Annotated in this window: 16 protein-coding genes; 4 read left to right on the top strand and 12 right to left on the bottom strand. The window is 33.5% G+C overall.

The features are described from left to right. Positions 1 to 478 (bottom strand): hypothetical protein (locus HOG71_06345; protein ID MBT5990456.1); only part of this gene is annotated, 478 nt, incomplete at its 3' end. A 455-nt stretch (positions 479 to 933) separates the two neighbouring features. On the opposite strand from HOG71_06345, the gene HOG71_06350 reads away from it, so the two are divergent. Continuing rightward, positions 934 to 2,040, top strand: coding sequence for a cytochrome-c peroxidase (locus tag HOG71_06350; protein ID MBT5990457.1), 1,107 nt, complete (start codon positions 934 to 936; stop codon positions 2,038 to 2,040). 1 nt (position 2,041) lies between these two features. Here HOG71_06350 and HOG71_06355 read toward each other — a convergent pair whose 3' ends face one another. From HOG71_06355 to dut, 5 genes are all read right to left on the bottom strand, one after another. Next, positions 2,042 to 3,265 carry a peptidoglycan DD-metalloendopeptidase family protein gene (locus HOG71_06355; protein ID MBT5990458.1) on the bottom strand — a complete coding sequence of 408 codons (1,224 nt, stop codon included), beginning with the start codon at positions 3,263 to 3,265 and terminating at the stop codon, positions 2,042 to 2,044. Next, complete coding sequence (locus tag HOG71_06360; GenBank protein ID MBT5990459.1) at positions 3,243 to 4,001, bottom strand: DUF4292 domain-containing protein; 759 nt, start codon at positions 3,999 to 4,001, stop codon at positions 3,243 to 3,245. Before HOG71_06360 ends, HOG71_06355 begins: the two co-directional genes overlap by 23 nt. After that, positions 3,994 to 5,739, bottom strand: coding sequence for a tetratricopeptide repeat protein (locus tag HOG71_06365; GenBank protein ID MBT5990460.1), 1,746 nt, complete (start codon positions 5,737 to 5,739; stop codon positions 3,994 to 3,996). The genes HOG71_06360 and HOG71_06365 overlap by 8 nt, the downstream gene beginning before the upstream one ends. A gap of 50 nt (positions 5,740 to 5,789) precedes the next feature. After that, the gene (locus HOG71_06370; protein MBT5990461.1) at positions 5,790 to 6,794 is read right to left on the bottom strand and encodes a nucleotidyltransferase; all 1,005 of its coding nucleotides are present in this window, start codon (positions 6,792 to 6,794) and stop codon (positions 5,790 to 5,792) included. Positions 6,795 to 6,861: 67 nt separating this feature from the next. Beyond that, entirely contained in the window at positions 6,862 to 7,296 is a 435-nt protein-coding gene (dut, locus tag HOG71_06375; protein MBT5990462.1) for a dUTP diphosphatase, read from the bottom strand. A gap of 211 nt (positions 7,297 to 7,507) precedes the next feature. Here dut and HOG71_06380 point away from each other — a divergent pair, with 211 nt between their 5' ends. From HOG71_06380 to HOG71_06390, 3 genes are all read left to right on the top strand, one after another. Further along, the gene (locus tag HOG71_06380; GenBank protein ID MBT5990463.1) at positions 7,508 to 7,699 is read left to right on the top strand and encodes a hypothetical protein; all 192 of its coding nucleotides are present in this window, start codon (positions 7,508 to 7,510) and stop codon (positions 7,697 to 7,699) included. 10 nt (positions 7,700 to 7,709) lie between these two features. Beyond that, on the top strand, positions 7,710 to 7,973 hold the full coding sequence (locus tag HOG71_06385; protein MBT5990464.1) for a type II toxin-antitoxin system RelE/ParE family toxin: 264 nt from the start codon (positions 7,710 to 7,712) through the stop codon (positions 7,971 to 7,973). Positions 7,974 to 8,294: 321 nt separating this feature from the next. Beyond that, positions 8,295 to 8,549 carry a hypothetical protein gene (locus HOG71_06390; protein MBT5990465.1) on the top strand — a complete coding sequence of 85 codons (255 nt, stop codon included), beginning with the start codon at positions 8,295 to 8,297 and terminating at the stop codon, positions 8,547 to 8,549. 202 nt (positions 8,550 to 8,751) lie between these two features. On the opposite strand, the gene HOG71_06395 is transcribed toward HOG71_06390, so the two are convergent. From HOG71_06395 to yaiO, 6 genes are all read right to left on the bottom strand, one after another. Next, positions 8,752 to 11,697, bottom strand: coding sequence for an ATP-dependent helicase (locus HOG71_06395; protein MBT5990466.1), 2,946 nt, complete (start codon positions 11,695 to 11,697; stop codon positions 8,752 to 8,754). Positions 11,698 to 11,738: 41 nt separating this feature from the next. After that, a complete protein-coding gene (murJ, locus tag HOG71_06400) occupies positions 11,739 to 13,307 on the bottom strand; it encodes a murein biosynthesis integral membrane protein MurJ (protein MBT5990467.1) in 1,569 nt (522 codons plus the stop codon). A 113-nt stretch (positions 13,308 to 13,420) separates the two neighbouring features. Continuing rightward, on the bottom strand, positions 13,421 to 16,006 hold the full coding sequence (locus HOG71_06405) for a T9SS type A sorting domain-containing protein (protein ID MBT5990468.1): 2,586 nt from the start codon (positions 16,004 to 16,006) through the stop codon (positions 13,421 to 13,423). A 140-nt stretch (positions 16,007 to 16,146) separates the two neighbouring features. After that, a complete protein-coding gene (locus HOG71_06410) occupies positions 16,147 to 17,583 on the bottom strand; it encodes a glycosyltransferase family 2 protein (protein ID MBT5990469.1) in 1,437 nt (478 codons plus the stop codon). Positions 17,584 to 17,586: 3 nt separating this feature from the next. After that, a complete protein-coding gene (locus tag HOG71_06415; protein ID MBT5990470.1) occupies positions 17,587 to 19,218 on the bottom strand; it encodes a HEAT repeat domain-containing protein in 1,632 nt (543 codons plus the stop codon). Positions 19,219 to 19,295: 77 nt separating this feature from the next. Further along, positions 19,296 to 20,564: a YaiO family outer membrane beta-barrel protein gene (gene yaiO / locus HOG71_06420; protein MBT5990471.1), complete on the bottom strand. Its 1,269-nt coding sequence runs from the start codon at positions 20,562 to 20,564 to the stop codon at positions 19,296 to 19,298. Positions 20,565 to 20,598: the final 34 nt, after the last annotated feature.

Here is a 20,598-nt window from a genome sequence, read left to right on the forward strand (position 1 = left end):
TAGATGTGTAAGTCATTTCCTGACGAAAATCAACCATGTTACCATTCTTAGTATCTTCTAACATTACGCTTACATCTTCATTAAAATCTGAAAAACTAACTGTGATTGTATAAGTTCCGCTGATTCCTACTTGTACATTTAATACTACTGATGTTTCTTCGATTAAACTTGGAAGTGCATTGATGGCAAATTCTTCTGTTTCGTCAACTAAGGTAAAAATTTGTGGAACGTCATTGTTAAAGCTAAACATTTTATATGCATCTAAATTTACATCATAACCACTTGTTGCGTTTTCGTGAAATCTTACGATTGCTTCGTCTGTGTAACCATTACCGTTTACGCTTACTCTTAAAACATCCTGAATTGTTTGTGCGTTTAATCCAAATGTTAAAACCATTAAAGAAGCAAAAAGAACGATCACTTTTTCGATTGTCAGTTGGATGCTGGTGTTGGCGGTGCTAATGGTTGCTGTTGTCATGGTTTCTATCAGTAAGTTATACTATTATATATACAAGCCATGTGACAAAATACTAACACATTGATAATCAACAACTAACACTTTGGCCAAATAGCCCCAGGCATCTCATTATCAGAATAATATCTAAATATGAGAAAACGTGCTAAAAATGGAATTGAATTCCATGTTAGTATGGTTCTTTCTTTAAGGCAGATTTCTTGGAAAGGACTGTAAGCAGTGAGTTGTAGAGCAAATTGCTGATCTTAGTTTTAAAGCTATGTTTGATTCAATATTGGGAATAATAGCAAAGCATTATTTCCTTCAACTTGTAAGGCATAGATAATCAGAGATATATGAAGTTGAATAAATTTTCTATTTGTTCAAAATCCGATTGACAAACATTCAGCATATTTACACTATTTATGTTGATTAAGTGGCACTTAAATTGCGGCAATTACATACTTAAATACAACTATATGATGCGTTATTTTATCTTATTAGTTTTGTTGTCTGGAACACTTTTTCAATCCTGTAAGCGTGATAATCCGATTCTAATTGAAAGTCATGTTACTACTCCATATGAGTTGCCTCAGCCTCGTTTTTTTCCTACCGATTTAAATATTCCTGCTGATAATCCAATGACAGTTGAAGGTGTAAAACTTGGGCGTTATTTATATTATGATGGTAGGCTAAATGGTCGTTTTCATTGTGATTCCATGCAATCATGCTATAGTTGTCACACACAGGAAACAGGTTTTGTTACTAATAATTCAACAGGACGAGGAGAAGGTGTAATGGGTATTTATTCTCCACACACCGTAATGCCGCATGTCAATTTAGTATATAGGCAACAACCTACTTATGGTTGGGCTGGAGGAAGTGCATCAATAGAAGATGTTGTGAAAGTTGTATTTGGTCTTGATTTTGAATTTGCAACTACCCATAAAATTGCAGTCGAGGCAATTCAAAGTATTCCAATTTATCCCCCTATGTTTAAAGATGCTTTTGGAACTGAAGAAGTTAATATTGACCGAATTGCAAAAGCAATTGCTTCATTTATGAGAAGTATGGTTTCCTATAATTCCAGATATGATCAGTATGTTCGACATGAAATCAACTTGACTGTTCGGGAACAGAGAGGGCTTCAACTTTTTATGTCTGAAAAAGCTGATTGCTTTCATTGCCATGGAGAAATTGCTTTATTGAGTAATAATCAGTTTATGAACAATGCAATTGATAGTGTATTTAAAGGTTTGGATGACCGATATTCCGTAACAGGAAATCCTCAGGATATGGGAAAATATTTCACACCTACTCTTCGCAATGTTGAGTTACGGAATGCATTCATGCATGATGGTCGGTTTTCATCATTGCATGAAGTTCTTGAACATTATAGTCATGGCTTGGTGAATTCACCTCAAATAGATCCGTTAATGAAATATGTGGCATTTGGTGGTACACAACTAACCGAGCAAGAAAAAGCCGATTTAATCGTATTTTTAAAAACATTCACTGATAATGATTTTATCAATAATCCTGCTTTTTCACGACCAGCTGACTTAAATACTGGTTGTCCGGAGTAAACTATTTTTTATAAATCCAGTAGGCAGGATTTTGTTTGTCAGGTTGTTGTGCTCCCTTCAACTTCCATATTTGAAGCTCCATTTCAGTTTTTCCGCTAGATTGATCATAGCGAATTTTACCTAATTTAAACTTGGTCGTAATTTGTTCCCCCATTTTAACATAAACTACATCCAAATTCGAATACACAGTATAGTACATTCCATGATTCACGAGCACTGAATTTCCAGCTCCGGGTATAGGAAATACGCGAGTTACAGTTCCGTTAAAAATAGCTCGGGCTTCTGAACCTTTTGGACATATAAATTTGATACCATTTACAACAACATCAATATCTAGAGTTGGATGTTTATGTCTTCCAAAATTTTCACTAATAACGCCTTTTTCAATTGGCCAAGGAAGCTTGCCTTTATTATTTACAAAGTCATTGGATAGTTGTGCTGCTTCTGGAGTTAATTCAAATGTTCCAGAATTACTTTTCTTACTGTTTCTTTTAAATTCATCCAGAATAATTTGCTCAATCTTTTTGTTTAAATCTTTTTTTATTTTTTCTTTCTTAGCCAGATCCTTTTTCAACTTGGATTTTTCTTTTTTAAGATTACCCAACAATTGTGCTTGTCCTGATTTATCTTTAATCAGATTTTCTTTTTCTGAATTTTGAATGTTCAATAGCTTTAACTGTTTCTGTTTCTTCTTTTCTAGTTCAGTTAATTTTTCTTCAATGGTTGCTTTTGTTTCAAGAATTAGTTCCATTTGTTTTTTACGGAACTCACTGTAATTTTGTAATAGCTTTAGTCGTTTGTAGGATTGATTAAATGATTCTGCTGAGAAGATAAAGCCAAGTTTTGTATAATTATTTTTAGTTTTGTAGGCAAACCTCACCATGCTTGCATATTCTGCTTTCAAGGTTTGTAAATCCTTTTCCATGGATTCAACAATATCTTTTGTATCGGTTATTTCTTCATTTATATATCTCAATTCTTGCCTAACGGTATTAATCAATGATTCCCTAGTTTCGATTTGTACATTTAATACATTTAAGTAATCCAGCGATTTCTTTTCTTTAATACCCGTTTCATTGATGAGTTTTTTAGTTAACTCAATTTCTTTCTCCTTTTGCTTGCGCTGCTTTTCCAATTCAGCAACAGTTTGTGAAAAGCTAGCAACAGAAAAGCACAAAACCAGCAAAGCTGCTGTGATAAAACTAATTTGCTTTCTGATAGTCATTTGGAATTGAGGTGTTAATATCTAAAGATTTATTAAAATCGACTTTGTAATAATTTACCTTTACATAGGTTTCTTTAGGCAAAAATAATCTAGCTTCAATGATTTTAGGAATTGACTTATCCTCATTAATAAGTTTAGCTGTATAGGAAAGTACTGCATTCCATTTCTCCAAAGTATCTCTTAATTCATATCCTGATAATTGTGAAAGAGTTGTATTGATTAAAGTATGCCTGAAATAACTTTCTTCTTTTCCAATAAATGCCAATACATCTTTCTCAATTTTTATTTCAGAAAAATCATCCAATTCATACACGAAATTTCCAACTAATATATTCTCAAGTTGAGAATAATTAAGTCCAGGAATACCGGCTAATTTCTCCAGTTCAGGAATCGAATATTGAAAATAGCGTCTGTTAAATCGATCAATTGCAATAGCTTCATTTTTTGTGATGTAGAAATAGCCTACTTCTAAACCAAGGGTTGCTGCTACTGCTCCCCAAATTATGCTATCGTTTATTATTTTGAAATGTACGCTGACCGATTGATTTATGCCTTGTCCTTTGAAATGAACTCTTGCTTTTGCTGATACTGTTTCAAAATCAAGCTGCGATTCTTCAACTGTGTTTACTACTTTTTTGAGATCTCGAGGTATTTCACCTGATTGCAAGTGTATTTTGCTCTTACAAGCATTTAAGGTAAGAAGTGCAACAAGGAATATGATCGAAAGTTTATTCATATAACTTTTTGTCAGCTATTTTTTTATCGATGAATTCAGATACCGAACCTTTGCGTTTGGCTTTTTCCCAATGTTTGAGTGCTTCTTCTATTAGACCTAATTGATAACAACTATCACCTAAATGTTCAAGTATATCAGCATCCCAGGGTTTTACTTTAAGTGCTCTTTCAATGTATTCTTTTGCTTCTGCATATTCACCATTCAGATAAAGTATCCATCCATAAGTGTCGAGGTAAGCTGGATTATCCGGATCAATTTCCAAACTTTTTGCCGACATAGTTTTGGCCTTTTCGAGTTTATCCTTTCTCAAAGAAAGATAGTAAGCATAATTGTTAAGCACAAAAGGATCAATTGTATCAATCTCCATAGCCATTTCAAAATACTTGTCCGAATTTGCGTACTCTTTTAAACTGTTATAAACTTCTCCCAGATTTGTGTAGAATTGATATTGCAGCCATTTGTCATTTACAATATAATCCAAACCTTGAAGGAGCAAATTTTCAGCATTTTTGTTTTCTTGAAGTCTCAAATGAGCCAAACCGTTTAGCCAATATATTTCAGGACTCGTTGGGAAATACTCGAGAGCTTCTTCTGCAAAATCTATGGCCGATTTATAATGTCCTTTCTCCAGTTCAAAACCAATCACTTTCTTCCAGAGTTCTACAATGTTTTTTTCAAATCCCAAAGCTGTTTTATAATCGCTCATGGCTTTTTTATCTTCCTTCAATGAGGTATAAACATCCCCTCTAAAAGTAAAAGCTCTCGGATTTTCAGGATGAGTTTCTATCATTAAGTCAGCCATTTTCAGGACAACTTCTCTATTGCCTTCGTTTATTTCTTTATTCAGGTAATTTAAAACCAAAAAAGTGAGCTTGGTTTGAACATCCAAATTAGGGTTGCCTATTGCTTTCAGACCCATTTCTGTACCTTCTTTAATCTTGTTATTTCGAAGATAATAATCAGCAATAATCAAATGAGCTGTTCCATCATGTGGATTTATTTCAATGATCTTTTTATAAAGCTCAACCACTTTGTATTCGTGCCCATTTGCGATGTATAAATCTATTAGAAGACGAATGTAATCTGTATTTTCAGGATAGGCATCTATTAGCTTTTCAATTTCTTCAATTGCCTTTTCTGCCTTATTCAAACTCAAATAAATATTCTTTTTTTGAACAGAAAGTTGATCATTTATCCCAATTTCACTTTCAATGTCATTATAGATTTTAATTGCATTTTCCGGCTCATTATTTCGAAGATGAAGATTTGCTAATGAAAATTGATAACTAATATCTAATGGCTTAATTTTTACTAGTGATTTGTAGATTTCAACAGCTTTATCGGTTTTGCTTTGCTTTTGATAAACATCAGCCAGTAATAGATAAAACCATACATTTTCCTTGTCAAGGTCAACCGCTTTTTCTAGGACTTTGGTAGCATCAGCATATTGCTGAACCTTGTCATACATTTGACCTATTTTGAATAAAACGGCCGTATTATTTGCATCTAAAGTCAAACATTTTTTGAGTTTATCTATTGCTTTATTCGGATTGTTTTCAACCAAATCGGCTTTAATTGCATCCATGTAGTAATTATTGAAAGCAATTATTTTTGCAGATTTATCTCCTGAATTTCCTAGAGTAAAAATTGGTTCTTCCGTTGTGCTTTTATTAAGTTTACAGGAAGCCAATCCAAAGACCAAACCAACTAAAAAAAATATGTAAATGTATTTTCTCATTAAACAACTTTTGATACTTCAAACTTTAGCTTACATGAAGTACTACCAATTTAAATTATACTAGAATAATCGCCCAAACTCACATCTTTTGATGATACACCTTCATACTTAACGTAATTTCCCAGCATAGAATTGCTTAGTGATGCATTCTTAATGTGAGTGTTTGAATAAATAATACAGTTTTCAATCTCTGAGTTTTCAATAATTGTGCCTTCTCCTATGGAAACATAGGGGCCAATTTTCCCACCACTAATTTTCACGTTTTTTCCAATGTAGCAAGGGCCTGTAAATTCGCAATTTTCCATAACAACACTTTCGTCAATTAAATTTTCATCTTCAATTAGTTTCAGAATTTCTTTATTGGTATCAACTGTTGCATTTTTATTGCCGCAATCGAACCATCCATCTACTTTAGCTACTTTGAATTTAGTGTGATTGGCTTTCATGTTTTCAAGTGCATCGGTCAGTTGATACTCATTATTACCTCTGATGTTATTATCAATTAAATGGTCAATTTCTTTTTTAAGGTCTTCTCCTTTTCCGAAATAATAGATGCCAATAATGGCCAAATCGGAAACTAATTCTTTGGATTTCTCTACAAATCGGGTAATATATCCATTGATATCGGGAACAACTACACCAAACTGAGATGGGTCTTCAATCTGTTTTGTCCAGATATAACCATCTTCTCTAGAGTCTATTTTAAAATCTGTGCTAAAAAGAGTATCTGCATAGGCAACTAAAACAGGTCCTTGCATACTTTCCCGAGCAAACCATAAGGCATGAGCAGTTCCTAAAGCTTCTAATTGGTAGTATATTTTTGATTTATAACCTAAGGAAGCAGCAATGGCATGTAAATTATCTTCTACTTTCTTGCCAAAATCACCAATGATAAAGGCTACTTCGTCAACCTCACCACCAACCATTTTGGCCAAATCCCGAATTAATCGTTCGACTATGGTTACACCGGCAATTTCAAGTAATGGTTTAGGGGTTGTTAACGTATGTGGTCTCATGCGAGTACCCATTCCTGCCATTGGGATAATAATATTCATTTGTCAAGTTTAAAGTTAAAGGTTAACCAGACTTCGCTAAAGCTTCGTCAGGTAAAAAGTTTAAAGTTTATTTTATACCAGTATGACCATAGCCACCTGCTCCACGTTCTGTTTCTGAAAGTATTTCTACGGTTTCCCAATTCACTTTTTCATGTTTTGAAATGATCATTTGTGCAATTCTTAAACCATCTGCTACAATGAATTCTTCATTTGATAAATTGATCAGCAATACTTTGATTTCTCCCCGATAATCAGCATCGATAGTTCCAGGGGTATTCAATATTGTAATCCCAAATTTATAGGCGTTTCCACTTCTTGGCCTTATCTGCGCCTCATAACCAGTAGGTAACTCAATGAACAAACCCGTAGGAACCAAATAGCGCTCCAATGGTTTAAGTATAATATTTTCTTCAATGTTGGCACGTAAATCCATGCCAGCAGAATTGATTGTTTCATAGGCTGGTAATGGATGCTTTGAGCGATTGATTATCTGTACTTTCATGTAATTTTATTCTGGCTACAAATTTAGTGGAATTGAAATGGAATTTGGAATTGAAATATTGACATTCATGTTTCTGCTGATTCTGGAGGAGCATTATTCTTTTATCGAGTGTTAGTAATATCTGCTTAGGTATTTGAATGGAATGTTTAAGTTGATATCGTCTATAAGAAAGATTATTTATTCTTAAATTCGTAACAGAAAAGATGGAATTATGAAAGGTGTAAATTTTGTTACTGACGAGAAGGGAAAAAGAATTGCTTTACAAATTGATTTGAGTTATCGAAAGCTTTCAGGAAGAGAATATGTTGATTTTCTTGAAAATCTTGAGGATGTTATAGACATTGAATTAAGACGTAATGAAGCAGCCGAACCTTGGGAATCAGTAAAAAAGGAGATTGAATAATTAGTATCAAATGGAATACTCAATCTTTATAAAAGTAAAAGCTAAAAAAGAACTTCTCAAATTAAACCAAAAGGATAGAAATCGGATTATTGTACTAATAGACTCCCTGAAAAATAATCCACGACCAACATCATGTTTGAAACTTCAAGGCGATAACTCTGTTTATAGATTAAGAAGTGGTGTGTTTAGAATTTTATATTTAATTGAAGATGACAAGTTAATTATTGAAGTCATTAAAATTGGTCATCGAAAGCAAATTTATAGGAAAAAATAGTCTTGTCAGGGAAGGGTCATTGGTTATTATTCTGATATGGTAAAATGAGTTTCAATTTTTTTTTCACATCAGTGTCACTCACAGAGGACACTGATGAATTGAAATCCAGTATCCTTTTCAGGAGACACTGAGTAACTGGAAATACTTTTACTCAAACAACTCCTCAATCTCGTTTTTATTCATGGATCGTAATGGGTTATTGGAATTTTATTTTTCAGCAGAGTCCTCTAAATAGAGACTCTGCTGGGACTGTAAAAATTAAACATTGAAGCTAGAATATTATACGTTAAATTAGTAAATTCGTATTAAGAATGAAAAAATATGAGTTTACATGCAAAAAAGCTAGAATTGGTTCAGTTGATACTTAACACTGAAAAACCGGCAATTTTAAAGAAAGTTGAAGAAATATTGAAAAGAGAAAAAGCTTCGGATTGGTGGGATAACATTAGTGAGAAAGAAAGAGATGCTATTGAGCAGGGTGTAGCAGAAGCAGATAAGGGTAATCTTATTCAACATGAACACGTGATGAATGAAGCTCGTGAGAAATACAAGAAAAGCTTTTGTAACAAAATATAGTTCTCTTTATTATCGTGTAAAGCCAAGGAAAAAAGAAATTGAATTAATTGTGTTTTGGGATAATAGGAAGGATCTAGTATTTAATAGCTTAGAAAAATGAGTAATAACACAATTTTTTCACATTAGTCTCTCTCTCATAGGACAATGATGAATTGAAATCCAATGTCCCTTTTCAGGAGACACTGAGAAACTGGAAATGTTTTTACTCAAACAATTCTTCAATCTCGTTTTTATTCATGGATCGTAGTGGATTATTCGAGTTGATAAATGTATCTGCCAATCCTTTTTTGGATCGCTGCAAGTTCAGGATTTTCTCTTCAATACTATCTTTGGTAATAAATTTATAGGCAAATACTTTTTTGTCTTGTCCAATACGATGTGCACGGTTTATGGCCTGACTTTCAACTGCTGGATTCCACCACGGATCAAGTATAAAAATATAGTCAGCAGCCGTAAGGTTGAGTCCTACTCCACCCGCTTTTATACTAACTAAAAAGGATTTAATGTTAGCATCTTTCTGAAATTTATCAACCATGTTTTTTCTCTCTAGAGACTTGGTTTTTCCACTTAGAAAGAGGTAGGGATTTTTCATTTCATCCTGATGAGCAGCAAAAAGGTTCAAATGTTTTACAAAAGAAGAGAACATTAATGTTTTATGATCACCTGCCTGCGCATTATTCATAAAGCGAATTATTTCATTGAACTTTCCAGAATCCTCTTGATATTCTGGATCAACTAATAGGGGATGATTGGCAATTAATCGCAACTGCATTAATGCTTTTAAAACTGCAATCATTTTTTGACTGATATCACCACTTTTAACCTGTCCTAATAATAGATTCCTTATTTGGGATTTCTTTTCTTCGTAATAACTATGGTGCGCGTCTGTCATTGTACAGTAGTGGATTTGCTCTGTAAGGGATGGCAGGTCTTTAGCTACTTCCGATTTTGTTCTTCGAAGAATAAATGGGCCAATTAATCTTTTCAATTTTTCAGCAGCAAGTTCATCGTGTTGTTTTTCAATGGGTTTGATAAACTCCTGCTTAAAATATCGTTTATCGCCTAAAATCCCTGGATTAATGAAACTCATTTGCGACCATAAATCACTTAATGAATTTTCAATTGGTGTGCCAGTTAGTGTAATTCGATGATTTGCTTGAAGCTGCATCACGGCTTTAAAACCTTTGGAATCAGCATTTTTAATAAATTGACTTTCGTCTAAAATCACGAAATTGAAAATAATGTCTTTGAAAATTTCAATATCATTTCTGACCAAACCATAGGAGCTTATGATAATGTCGTAATACTTAAAAAGTTTGGCAGTTTTCCCTCTTTTCCCTCCTTCATGAACATAAAAGCGAAGCTTAGGTGCAAATTTCTGAATCTCATTGGCCCAATTATAAAGTAAAGATGTAGGCATTATAATTAGTGAAGTTTTTCGCTGATCAGTAGCTTGATTAGTAGTGAATAAGTTAAGCTGTATTTCAGTATTTGCTGAATCTTCAATAGGATTAATGTGTTGGTGTTTTTGTAATAAAGCCAATGCCTGCAGAGTTTTACCAAGACCCATGTCATCAGCTAAGCAGCAACCAAAGTTTTGTTCAGCCAAACTATTCATCCAGCTATATCCTGTTTTTTGATAAGGACGCAGCTGGGCTTGAATTTCTGAGGGTATTTGTAATTTATCGAGAGATTCTGGGCTATTTAAAGCCTTAAATTTTGTTTTGAAATCGCTCTCAAATCCAGGCACAGTTTCCAATACGTTAAAAAACTGTTTTTTAATTTTTATCTCTCCATCTGATTTTTCAGCAAAGGCCAAAACATCTCGGTATTCTGCGAACCACTCTTCTGGTAATATGGCTATGCTACCATCAGGCAATTTATATTCTCGAATTCCATTAACTATGTTTTTTCTGAGTCGAATAAATGGAATTTCATAGGTATTAAACTTCACGACAGCATGCATGTCAAACCAATCGGGTTTTTCGCTAAAGCTAATTTCTAGATCAATTTTGCCTGTGAAATATTGAACTTCTTCTTCTGCCTGAATAATAGGTATCCCTTTTTCAGCCAAATCAACTTCATGTTGATTCAGAAATGCCAGTAAATTGAATAAACTATTGTCTTTTTTTTCCAGATTATCAGAAGTAACATAGGATGCATTTTCTAACAACCTAAGACCAATTTTAGTCAGATGAGATTTAATATTGTTTTCAAATTCAGGAAGCCGAATGTGCTTGACAAATTGATAATCGTCATCATTAATTTTTAGCTCAACAAAAGAATTGTTTAAATCATTTGCTGCTATGCTTTTTACGCCATAATCAAATTCAAGATTGAAAACATAAATATCTTGCCAGTTTTTACTAATATGCAGTTTGGGAGTTGGATTTCTTGTTGATAATTGAATGCTAAATCCTTCCGGATTAACCTCATGTTTTCGAATAGAATTGTAAATAAAACTTTTGAAATATTGTTTTTCTTTGTCTTTTGGAATATGGACAAACTCCTTATTAATAAATGGTTTAAACTTATTTGAATCTACTTCTGCATTGAAATGATGTAATTGATTTTCCAAAATAATAACTGCCGGTTTCGAACAAATCACATGAAGATCTTTTTCAAAAAGTTTAATGGGTTCTTTTCCATTACGAATGCTTAGGTGATACGTTAAATCCTCATCAGTTCTGCTGAAATTAAATACAATATCTGTTTGTTTTTTTAAAAATGTAATCGCTTTATCCTTAATATGTTCTTTCTTTTCTCCTTTGAAATAAAGCGGAATATGATGATGACTGATTAGCTGATAAATGGATGATAATCGTTTTTCTATATAAGGTCTTAGCTGATCAACGAATTTTTTATCCTCAATTTTCTTCCAGAAATCAGAAAACTTAACCACTTTTTTACTAAAGCGTTTCACAATTTTTTCGTCAGAATATTGATCTATTAAGTCTACGATTTTGAGGTCAGTAGCATCAACAGAATATAGTTCGGTTTTTAGGTTTTGTGAGTTGACTTTGTTAAAGGATAAACTGAATGATTTATCAGGATTTAATTTGACAGCATAAGCTTCTATCAAATTTCCTAATTCAGGATGTATACTTAAGGCATAAACCAGTCGATATGATGCTGTTTTTGCATTCAAAAAAAATGCTATTTATTTGTTTTCAATGAAATTCAAGAATACTACTTCCTGAAGAAACTAAGTAAAATAGACCTTAATTTCGGATTAAGGAAATAAATAGTAGAGAAAATTAGTAAGACTGAAATTCCTTTAATTGAAAGTGAAAGAAAGGAGATTGTTTTGTTCGTAATGAAAAAGAGATCAAAATATTTTATACCAGCTATAATGCAAATACCAATAAAAAGAATAATAATTAGATTAATGACATTACTAGAAGATTTATGAACAAATTCATGCAGTTCTTTTTTGAGATAATTTCCCATCACAAGCATGTTTATACTAAATGCCAAGGAAGATGCAAGCGCTATTCCTGCATGTCCCAGATTGGTTGACCTGACTAAGATGATGGCAAAAGCAATGTTTAATATTGCTCCTACAATTGAAATATTCAAGGCATATTTGTTTTTATCGAAGAGCGATAAAACCCTTTTGTAGTAACCTACCAGACTCATGGGTAACAAACCAATTGCATACATAGAAAATGCATTCGTTGTTAGGGATAACGAATTGCTATCAAATTTTCCTCTTCGAAATATCAAATCAACCAATTCAGGTGCACAAATGATTAAGATAACTGTTACGGGAATAAATAGCAATGTATATAATCGTAGGCCTTTGTAGAATGTCAGACTAAATAAATCATACTGTTTTGTAGCCTTCATTTTATTTAATTCAGGATTGATTCCACGTGTAATTGGCAAGGATAAAATGGCAAAAGGCAATTGATATAATCGAGCGGCATAAAAAAGAGAAGAAGTGGAACCCGCTATCAAAGTGGCTGCGAAAAATCGTCCAAATACTTCCTGTGTTTTATCAAAAAGTGCATTGAGTGTTATAAGCTTGCTCTCTCTTTTGAGTGTCTTAAACTGATGATCTGTTGATTTTAGCTTTAAACCATCATATTTTCTGTCTGTTTCTTTTTTGAATTTCTTATTGAAAATAAAGGGCAATTGAATGCACATCTGCAAAAAGGCACCAAAAACATATCCAACAGCAATTGAATAACCTCCAATGGAAGGATAAAGAACATAAATTCCTGAAATAACACCCACACTAAGCATGGCTGGTGCAAAGCCAAAAATCCAGTTTTTTTCGAAAAAATTAAGCATGCTACCAATAAATGCCGCTACACCAATGAAAATGGAAAATGGTAAAATGATCATGATGAGTTTTAAACTCAAATCATAATTGAAGCTTTGATCTTTGAAAATGAAACCGAATATTTCCGGAAATGAATCTTTCAAGGAGAAGAATAATGGTATGACCAGATAGAGGATGGCTGTTACTAAAATGAGTGCAATAAAAAACCAGTTGAAAACCACTGAAATATATTTCCAGGAGTTGGCTTTATTTCCTTGGTCATATATCGTTTTGAAGGGAGGCATAAATGCTCTTTCGACCATGTCCTCACCAAGTACTTGTCGAAATAAATTAGGGAATATGAGAGCAAGCGTAAAAGCATCAGCAATATTACCAGTTCCAAAGAATTTGGCTACAATAATTTCCCGGATAAATCCGAATATCCTTGAGAATAAGGTTCCTGTGAATATTTTAAGGATATTTTTAAGCATAATTGCCTCAGATTAAAATCAAAACTAATGGATATTCTGAAAAAGCAAATGAAAAGTTATTGACAGATAAGTATAAAGGGGAGAAAAGAATTGGATTGAATTTGTGGCCCAACTTATCTGAATTCATTCAGTTTTTCCAATGCTTTATTATAATCGGAAATCCATGGTTTTTCTCTTTCGGAATATGGTCTGGCCTGATTCCAGCCCAGCCAACTATATCGATCCGAGCTTGTAATACAATTGTTTTGGACAAAATTTAATGAAATGCCATCTGATTTGACAGTTTCTCGTTCCCAGGAAGATCGGTCATCATCCAAAACCTCCATCTTACTTGGATCAGTGAATAACAATAAAGTCCATGGAATTCTAATGTTTATATTTTTTCCGCTCCATACTACAGCATCTTTTGAGCTTGCTTGTTCATTTTCATGTCGAGATCTTAATTGCCCAATATAAAAAATGCTGGTATCAAAAATATTGTTTCGCCAACGTATGATATGCCACGGATCTCCATCTGTTGCAATAGAATGAAATAATTGTTTGGGATCAGCATTGCCATGCCAGTATTCGAATAAATCATAGGCTTGTGTACTATACAGATTAGCCGAATCGCCAGGTGTAATTCGCAAAAGGAATTCCGATCTGTTTTTTATTTTCACTCCATTAGGCAAAATACTTTCGCCTAAATCATCCCGATAGGTATCGAGTGCAATCCATAGGGTGTCTAATGCTTCAATTACTGATTTAAGTTCTATTTGAACATGAAAAAACTGATCATCGTCAGCCACCTTCATGCTTTTGATATTGCAATTAGTATTATCCAGCGTTAATTCAGTATAATTGATCGTTTTAGGTTCAAAGGCAATCATCCCAAAATTTTGTTCTGGAGAAGTTACATTATGCCATAGTGGTCGTCTTTCCTGTGCTGTTCCAATGGTATCTACTATCCAGGTAACTTTAAACCACTCATCAATCCAGGCAAATAAAATAGCCCCACCACAGTTGGTTTGATCAATTGTATTTAGTAAACGGATATTGTATTTGCCCTGTGTTAGCTCATCATGCCCACCATGATCCATTCCAGTCGAACAAAAATGCGCATTTCCCCAACTCGAAGGAACTCCAAACTCACCAATAATTAGTGGTCGACCTGTATAATGCTTTCTTAAATCGTCTAAGTAGCCTTTGTATGAATTCATGCCATTTGAATCGAAATAGCTTTGATAGGAAGACTGCATACTAATAAAGTCGGGATAATAAGGGTAGGCATGATAGCTTGCAAAATATCCAGCAACTGCCTTATCGCTATTTATTTTATGCATATCATATTCGGTTGAATCTTCTGATGTATGTGTTTCAGTGGGGTGATCTAAAGGATCTTGTGTTGGCCAGCTACTCATGCTAATGGGTCTTTCGGTTTGATAATTGGTTCGCTCATAAACAACCAAGTGATTCAATCGAGCTGTAATCCAAACTTCAGAAGGAGATGCTAATGCAATTGAGAAAGCTCCTCCTGAAAAACTACTGATAGCTGAATTGTTCGCGTTTGAAATAGCTACTTCATGTGTATGTATTTCACGACCAATTATATAGGCCAAGGTCCATCGAGAAACATCGCTTTTATATTCTCCATATGCCTTCCCAAATCGATGACCAATTGTTCTGTTTCCATGAATACAGTCAACATTTTCTTCAATTTCCTGATCAAAAGAAGCAGTTAAATCATATAAATCTGCACTTGGATTTTCTTCTTCGAGCCAAACGCCTTGAATAAGGTAGATTGGATTTTCAGGATGTTCGATGTTGTAATTAGCCAGTTCTTCGTAAAAACGTGGATAATGCAAAGTGTAGGTTCTGATAACATTGAATCCGATCTCAGCAATTCGAACGAGCCATCGTTGATAATCTTCCCGATCGGCAGCCAATTCTCCAGGATGAGTTCCTGGCTTGGAAACACCCAAATTAATTCCTTTGATGAAAAAATCACTGTATGATTGCCCATTCCAAATGCCCAAATAATTGCTATTGCATGCAAAAGGTATTTTATGAGATCGGTATACATAAAAATCTTTGGTGCTTTGATTCCCAAAACTCAAATCACTAGTTGTTAAGGTCTCAAAAGCATTTCCTGAAATTTTAACTTCATAATTAATGAGATTGCTATCGCTGAAAAAGTCGTAAGGCCAACTTCCGCCAAGACCAATATTCGGACAATCCTTCATTTTGATAATTTTTTTGACCTGTCTTTCAGTAGCGGAGGTTAAGGAGATAAAATAGACACCTGGGGCAATTTGTAGTGCATCGTTCCAAGTCAATTGATGAAAGCCTGCCTGCGTAACCTCATTATGTAATTGGGTTATTTTTTGCCCGCTGATATTGTAAATAGAAATTGTTATTTGTGTTTCTTCCGGATTAAAAAAGGAAATAGTTGTTGATTGGCAAAATGGGCTTGGAAAAGGTTTGTACAATTGTAAACGCTGATATTCAGAATTCAGTAATACGGGAATATCAATTTCGTATTTGCCTTGTGCATCCGAATAGGTTTGGTAGATTTTTGATTGATCGGATTCATTGGTAAATTGAACCAGTGCACCACTTACTGTTTTTCCAAGGTTGTCGTATACAAAACCATTGATAATTTCTGCATGACTCAGAAACGAAATAATTGTTAGTAGTAAAAGTATTTTAATCTTTTTCATAAATATATTCTCAAGAAGAAAATAGTCTCACAAAATTACGAAAGAAGCACCTTTGAAAAGGAGATTTCAAAATTTGAAGATGTTAATAAAGTCAAAGGAATTAAGTTTATCAACTTGAGCAAACAATTTCAGTAAGTTTATTAGCTTTTGATTTTAGTTTTTGATTGAAATCCTTCCCTATCCATTTTTCCCCAACTTTTAACTCCTCTAAAATAATCTATGTTACCTTTTACAGCAAAATAAATTATAAATGGATGATAGATAATAGGTTCGATAATGGCTGTTAATATTTGACGGATAAAATCACTATTGCTTTTGTATCTGTTAAAACTCATACCACCATACACAATAGACCATATTGAAAAAGATATAGCAAAAGAATATATAAATGCAAGCATGAGGAAAAAGAATGGCCAATTTGCTTGTCCCATTATACTTAAAATCAGGAAATAGGTGATGCCAAATAATTCAACGATTGGAGCCAGCCATTCAAAGAAAAACCAATAAGGGTAACCAAACATGCCCATAACCCCATATTTAGGGTTGAAAAACAATTTCTTATGCATGGTCAGTGTTTCGATTGTTCCTCGGGTCCATCTGTTTCGTTGCCTTTCCAGTACTTTAAGTTTTGTTGGAACCTCAGTCCAACACAATGGATCAGGAATATAAATTACTTTGTATTTTTCCCTTTTGTCTTCCATATATCTTCTCATCCGGACAATTAGCTCCATGTCTTCACCCACCGTCTGTGTGTTGTATCCTCCAGCGCTTATCACACACGCTTTATCGAACATGCCTATTGCACCCGATATAAGTAAAAGACCGTTTAATTTTCCCCAGGCCATTCGCCCCATCAGAAAAGCTCGGTTGTACTCTAGAGTTTGAAACTGAGCAAGTAATTGTTTAGGAAACCTCACATTAACAATTTTGCCATGATCTACTTCACAAGAGTTTGCTACGCGAATAACGCTTCCTGTGGCTAATATTTTTTCGTCTTTTTCCTCCAGAAAAGGTTTTACAAGTTTCTGTAAGGCGTCATGCTCAATAATTGAATCTACATCAATGACTACGAATAAATCTTTGTTGGAAATATTGATTCCTGCGTTAAGCGCATCTGCTTTCCCACCATTCTCTTTGTCCAACAATAGTAGTTTCGAAAAAGATTTATCAGTTGATTTATATATGCCTTTTATTTTCTTGCTTTCAAGTTGATAATTTACTGCATAATCAACCTTAACCATTTTGTAATGCTCGATAACTTTTTCTAGACTATCATCCTTACTTCCATCATTTACAATAATCACTTCGTAATCTTGATAGTATAATGACATTAATGCACGAATATTTTCAATGATCGTTTTGCTTTCGTTATAGGCAGGTGCAATTACTGAAACTCCGGGAGCAAAAGGAGAAGAGGTTAATCGGTCGTAAACGGTAAAGCTGCTTTTTTTAACATATTTTCTTAAGGCAAAATAGGATACTAACGAAAGTATAATGTATGATAAGACTATGACAAAGCCGAAAATAAAAAATATGGTGTTAAGAAACGATTGTAATATTTCAAATAAGGCCATCATGGGTTAGATTCGATTATCAAGGACATGGTTGACTATACGCTGAACATCACTATCGTTACTACTTAAGTAATTAGATAATATGGTTTTTCCTTTTCGACCATATTTTAAAATTGAGGAAGCCAGTTTTAATCGTGTTGCAAAATCAGTTTCATTTTGGAGTTTGTTTTCCATGAAATCCAGATTGGAATAATCAGACATATTACCTAATGCTTTAATTATTTTTAATCTGTTTTCCACTTCTTCGTCTGCATATTTTTCTTTGAGCGCATCAGAAAGGGAATCTACTCCAATTTTATCAGCTGCTATGTATGCATTTTTACGAACTTCTTCATTCGTATTAGTGAAGAGTTTTTCAACTTCGTCTAAAGCATCATTTTGTTTGTATAAAGCAATCATTTGTAAACAGAATATTATCAGAGAATCATTTTCTGTATTCAACCAATTTTTAAATTGAGGTATTTTTGCTTTTGCATTTTCTGTCAGATAATGAATATTAAGTTTTTCCCATTCAGTAAGAGGGTGTTTTAAATGATCAAGAAATGAGAACGGATTGCTTTTATGTAGGTTGACTATCGCACATTGAGATTCCATTCTAATAATTTCATTGTCACTATCCAACATTCTAACGATGCTGTTTGTTGAACTATTCACATTCATTTGAGAAAGTTCATTAATTCCCTGCGCTTTTACATGCCATTTCTTGCTCTCTAATTTTTTCATAGAATAAGAATGGAGTGCTAATTCGAGATATAATGTTTGAATTATTTTCTTTATTTCTCCAGAAAGTGTTTTATGTAAAAGCAACATTTCAGTGATAAGCGCTTCTTTTTCAAGACTGTTTTTTCGTCCATGAAATTCATGAGGAATTGATTCTTCCGGTTTATCGCTAAATAGATATTGCGTCAGTATATTTTGATAATATTCTCTGTAATGCTTAATTTGTTTTTCTTGTCGGTTTTTGATAATGTTTCTTATAAAAAGCAGAATAATAAGGATCGTAAAAGAAAACAAGAATAATAAAATGCAAATTACAGCCAATAAAATAATCTTACTGGATGTGAAATTGATTTCGATAAAATCACTTATTCGCTGAACAATATTGATTGGAAAAGGGCCATAGTTTGACGAATTCTTTTTTAATATTTTCTGATCATTCAAGGATTCAATGTCAAAACTATCGCTTTGCTTATTAGGCATAGTCTCTACTGTGTCTTCGGATACCTGTGCTTCTACTATATAATTAGCGATATCAGTATCAGGAGGTTTTATTATCCCAACATCATTTCTAGTCCAATTCGTGAGAATTTTGCCACTTTTAACGGCTATAATAAATGCTTTTTTATTACCTGTGTTTGCAATAAACTTGTCACGATGAGCTGCTGCCTGACTATAAGTACTGAAATTTCCAATTGCATATTTATAGGAATTTTTATCCAACAGTTCAATTACTTCTTCAGTTAGTCCGAATTTTTCTTGTAAATCGATTATTGATTCCTGCTTATTGAAAGATGAGGATATCTGAACCTTGAATGAAAAATCTTCAATAGGATTGTTCTGGGCAAGTCCAAGATTGGTGAAAATAGCAACCAATAACAAAGCAAGAGCATAGCTTTGCCATATCTTAATTCTTTTCATTTTTCTACCTGATTCTGATACCATCTGTTAGTATATACTTCTGGATCACTAAAAGTTACCTGTCTCGTTTAAAACCATCAAAACAGGTAATACAATTTAGCAAACAAATCAACAGGGTAGTGTGTTTTTGAAGCTTGATATTCCTGCACACTTAAGCCTGCTTTTATTTGGAATAATAAGCGTTTTGATAAATAATCCTGATAGCCAATTTTAAATGATGCGGCTGTTAATTGAAATTTCTCAAGGTTATTAATGTTATTGGCCGGATCATCAGGTGTGTTTCCATATGAAACGAGTGTAAAAAGATAATTTTTAGAATCTTTGAAATACCTTCTCATTTCCAGACTCACAGCTTGTGAAATTCCAAATGTTTTGGGGCTTAAATAGGGGCGAATCGAAAACCAATAATTACCTTGGTATTTACTAATGGAGCCAGTAATAATATAAATGTTGGTTTTAGCAGTATCTTCTCCAAATTGCAAATATCGTACACCCCCTGATACCTCAAAAGCATTAGTTAATTCCCTATAGAGCTCAAAAGCTGCCCTGTTTTTTGGGAAAATAGACTTAAATCCATAACTATAGTTAAGGAAGGCATACATCTTATTATTGATTACAGGGTAAGCCTGCAGTTGAATTTGATTTCCTGATAAATTGTTAATATTTGAAAAACCAGTATGAAAACCAGCAATAAATGTTGTCTTTTTAAGAACCATTGAGTATTCCAGAGAAGCTAAATGCAAATTTTTAACATAAGGTTTTTGGAAAGTTTCTAATGAGTAATCTAATGATAAGAAATTATAATGTTGCTTATGCTCAAGTTGAAGGAGCAAGTTTTTAGCAGCTTTATGCTGCTTGTCTTTACTTAAAATATAATTTAACTGAGTTTTTGCTTTTACATCATCTCCCATTTTAAAGAGAACTTGAGCTTTTTTTAATCGGTAGTCCAGATTTTCGGGATGATTTTGCAATATGAAATTTATTTTTTCCAATGCTGCAGGGAGGTTTCTAGACCAGATTTCTACATCCAGTAAAGCTAAATGGGCATCTATGAAATCATTGTCGTTTTGAACTACTTGCATTAGGTGGATTCTGGCTGAATCAAATTTTTGTTCCCAAGCAAATGATCGACCGATTAATACCCTGACATCATGATAATCGGGAAAATTATCAAGAATGCTAAAGCATATTTTTCGGGCTTGTTGGTACTCTCCCTGTATGGCCAAATCTCTTGCAACTAAGAAAAAACTATCGGGCTGGGCTGAAATGTTTTTTTGTCCTAAACTAATTTTAGGTAGGCCGAATAATAGAAATAACAGAAAGGCTGTAAGGACATATTTTCTCATTTTCTTCGAATAACTCTTTTCATGCGTATCGATA

This window comes from Bacteroidota bacterium (assembly GCA_018698135.1).
Lineage (GTDB): Bacteria > Bacteroidota > Bacteroidia > CAILMK01 > JAAYUY01 > JABINZ01.

Coding starts and splice junctions, on each gene's coding strand:
- HOG71_06350 (MBT5990457.1), top strand. CDS start 934: ATGATGCGTTATTTTATCTTATTAGTTTTGTTGTCTGGAACACTTTTT.
- HOG71_06355 (MBT5990458.1), bottom strand. CDS start 3,265: ATGACTATCAGAAAGCAAATTAGTTTTATCACAGCAGCTTTGCTGGTT.
- HOG71_06360 (MBT5990459.1), bottom strand. CDS start 4,001: ATGAATAAACTTTCGATCATATTCCTTGTTGCACTTCTTACCTTAAAT.
- HOG71_06365 (MBT5990460.1), bottom strand. CDS start 5,739: ATGAGAAAATACATTTACATATTTTTTTTAGTTGGTTTGGTCTTTGGA.
- HOG71_06370 (MBT5990461.1), bottom strand. CDS start 6,794: ATGAATATTATTATCCCAATGGCAGGAATGGGTACTCGCATGAGACCA.
- dut (MBT5990462.1), bottom strand. CDS start 7,296: ATGAAAGTACAGATAATCAATCGCTCAAAGCATCCATTACCAGCCTAT.
- HOG71_06380 (MBT5990463.1), top strand. CDS start 7,508: ATGAAAGGTGTAAATTTTGTTACTGACGAGAAGGGAAAAAGAATTGCT.
- HOG71_06385 (MBT5990464.1), top strand. CDS start 7,710: ATGGAATACTCAATCTTTATAAAAGTAAAAGCTAAAAAAGAACTTCTC.
- HOG71_06390 (MBT5990465.1), top strand. CDS start 8,295: ATGAGTTTACATGCAAAAAAGCTAGAATTGGTTCAGTTGATACTTAAC.
- murJ (MBT5990467.1), bottom strand. CDS start 13,307: ATGCTTAAAAATATCCTTAAAATATTCACAGGAACCTTATTCTCAAGG.
- HOG71_06405 (MBT5990468.1), bottom strand. CDS start 16,006: ATGAAAAAGATTAAAATACTTTTACTACTAACAATTATTTCGTTTCTG.
- HOG71_06410 (MBT5990469.1), bottom strand. CDS start 17,583: ATGATGGCCTTATTTGAAATATTACAATCGTTTCTTAACACCATATTT.
- HOG71_06415 (MBT5990470.1), bottom strand. CDS start 19,218: ATGAAAAGAATTAAGATATGGCAAAGCTATGCTCTTGCTTTGTTATTG.
- yaiO (MBT5990471.1), bottom strand. CDS start 20,564: ATGAGAAAATATGTCCTTACAGCCTTTCTGTTATTTCTATTATTCGGC.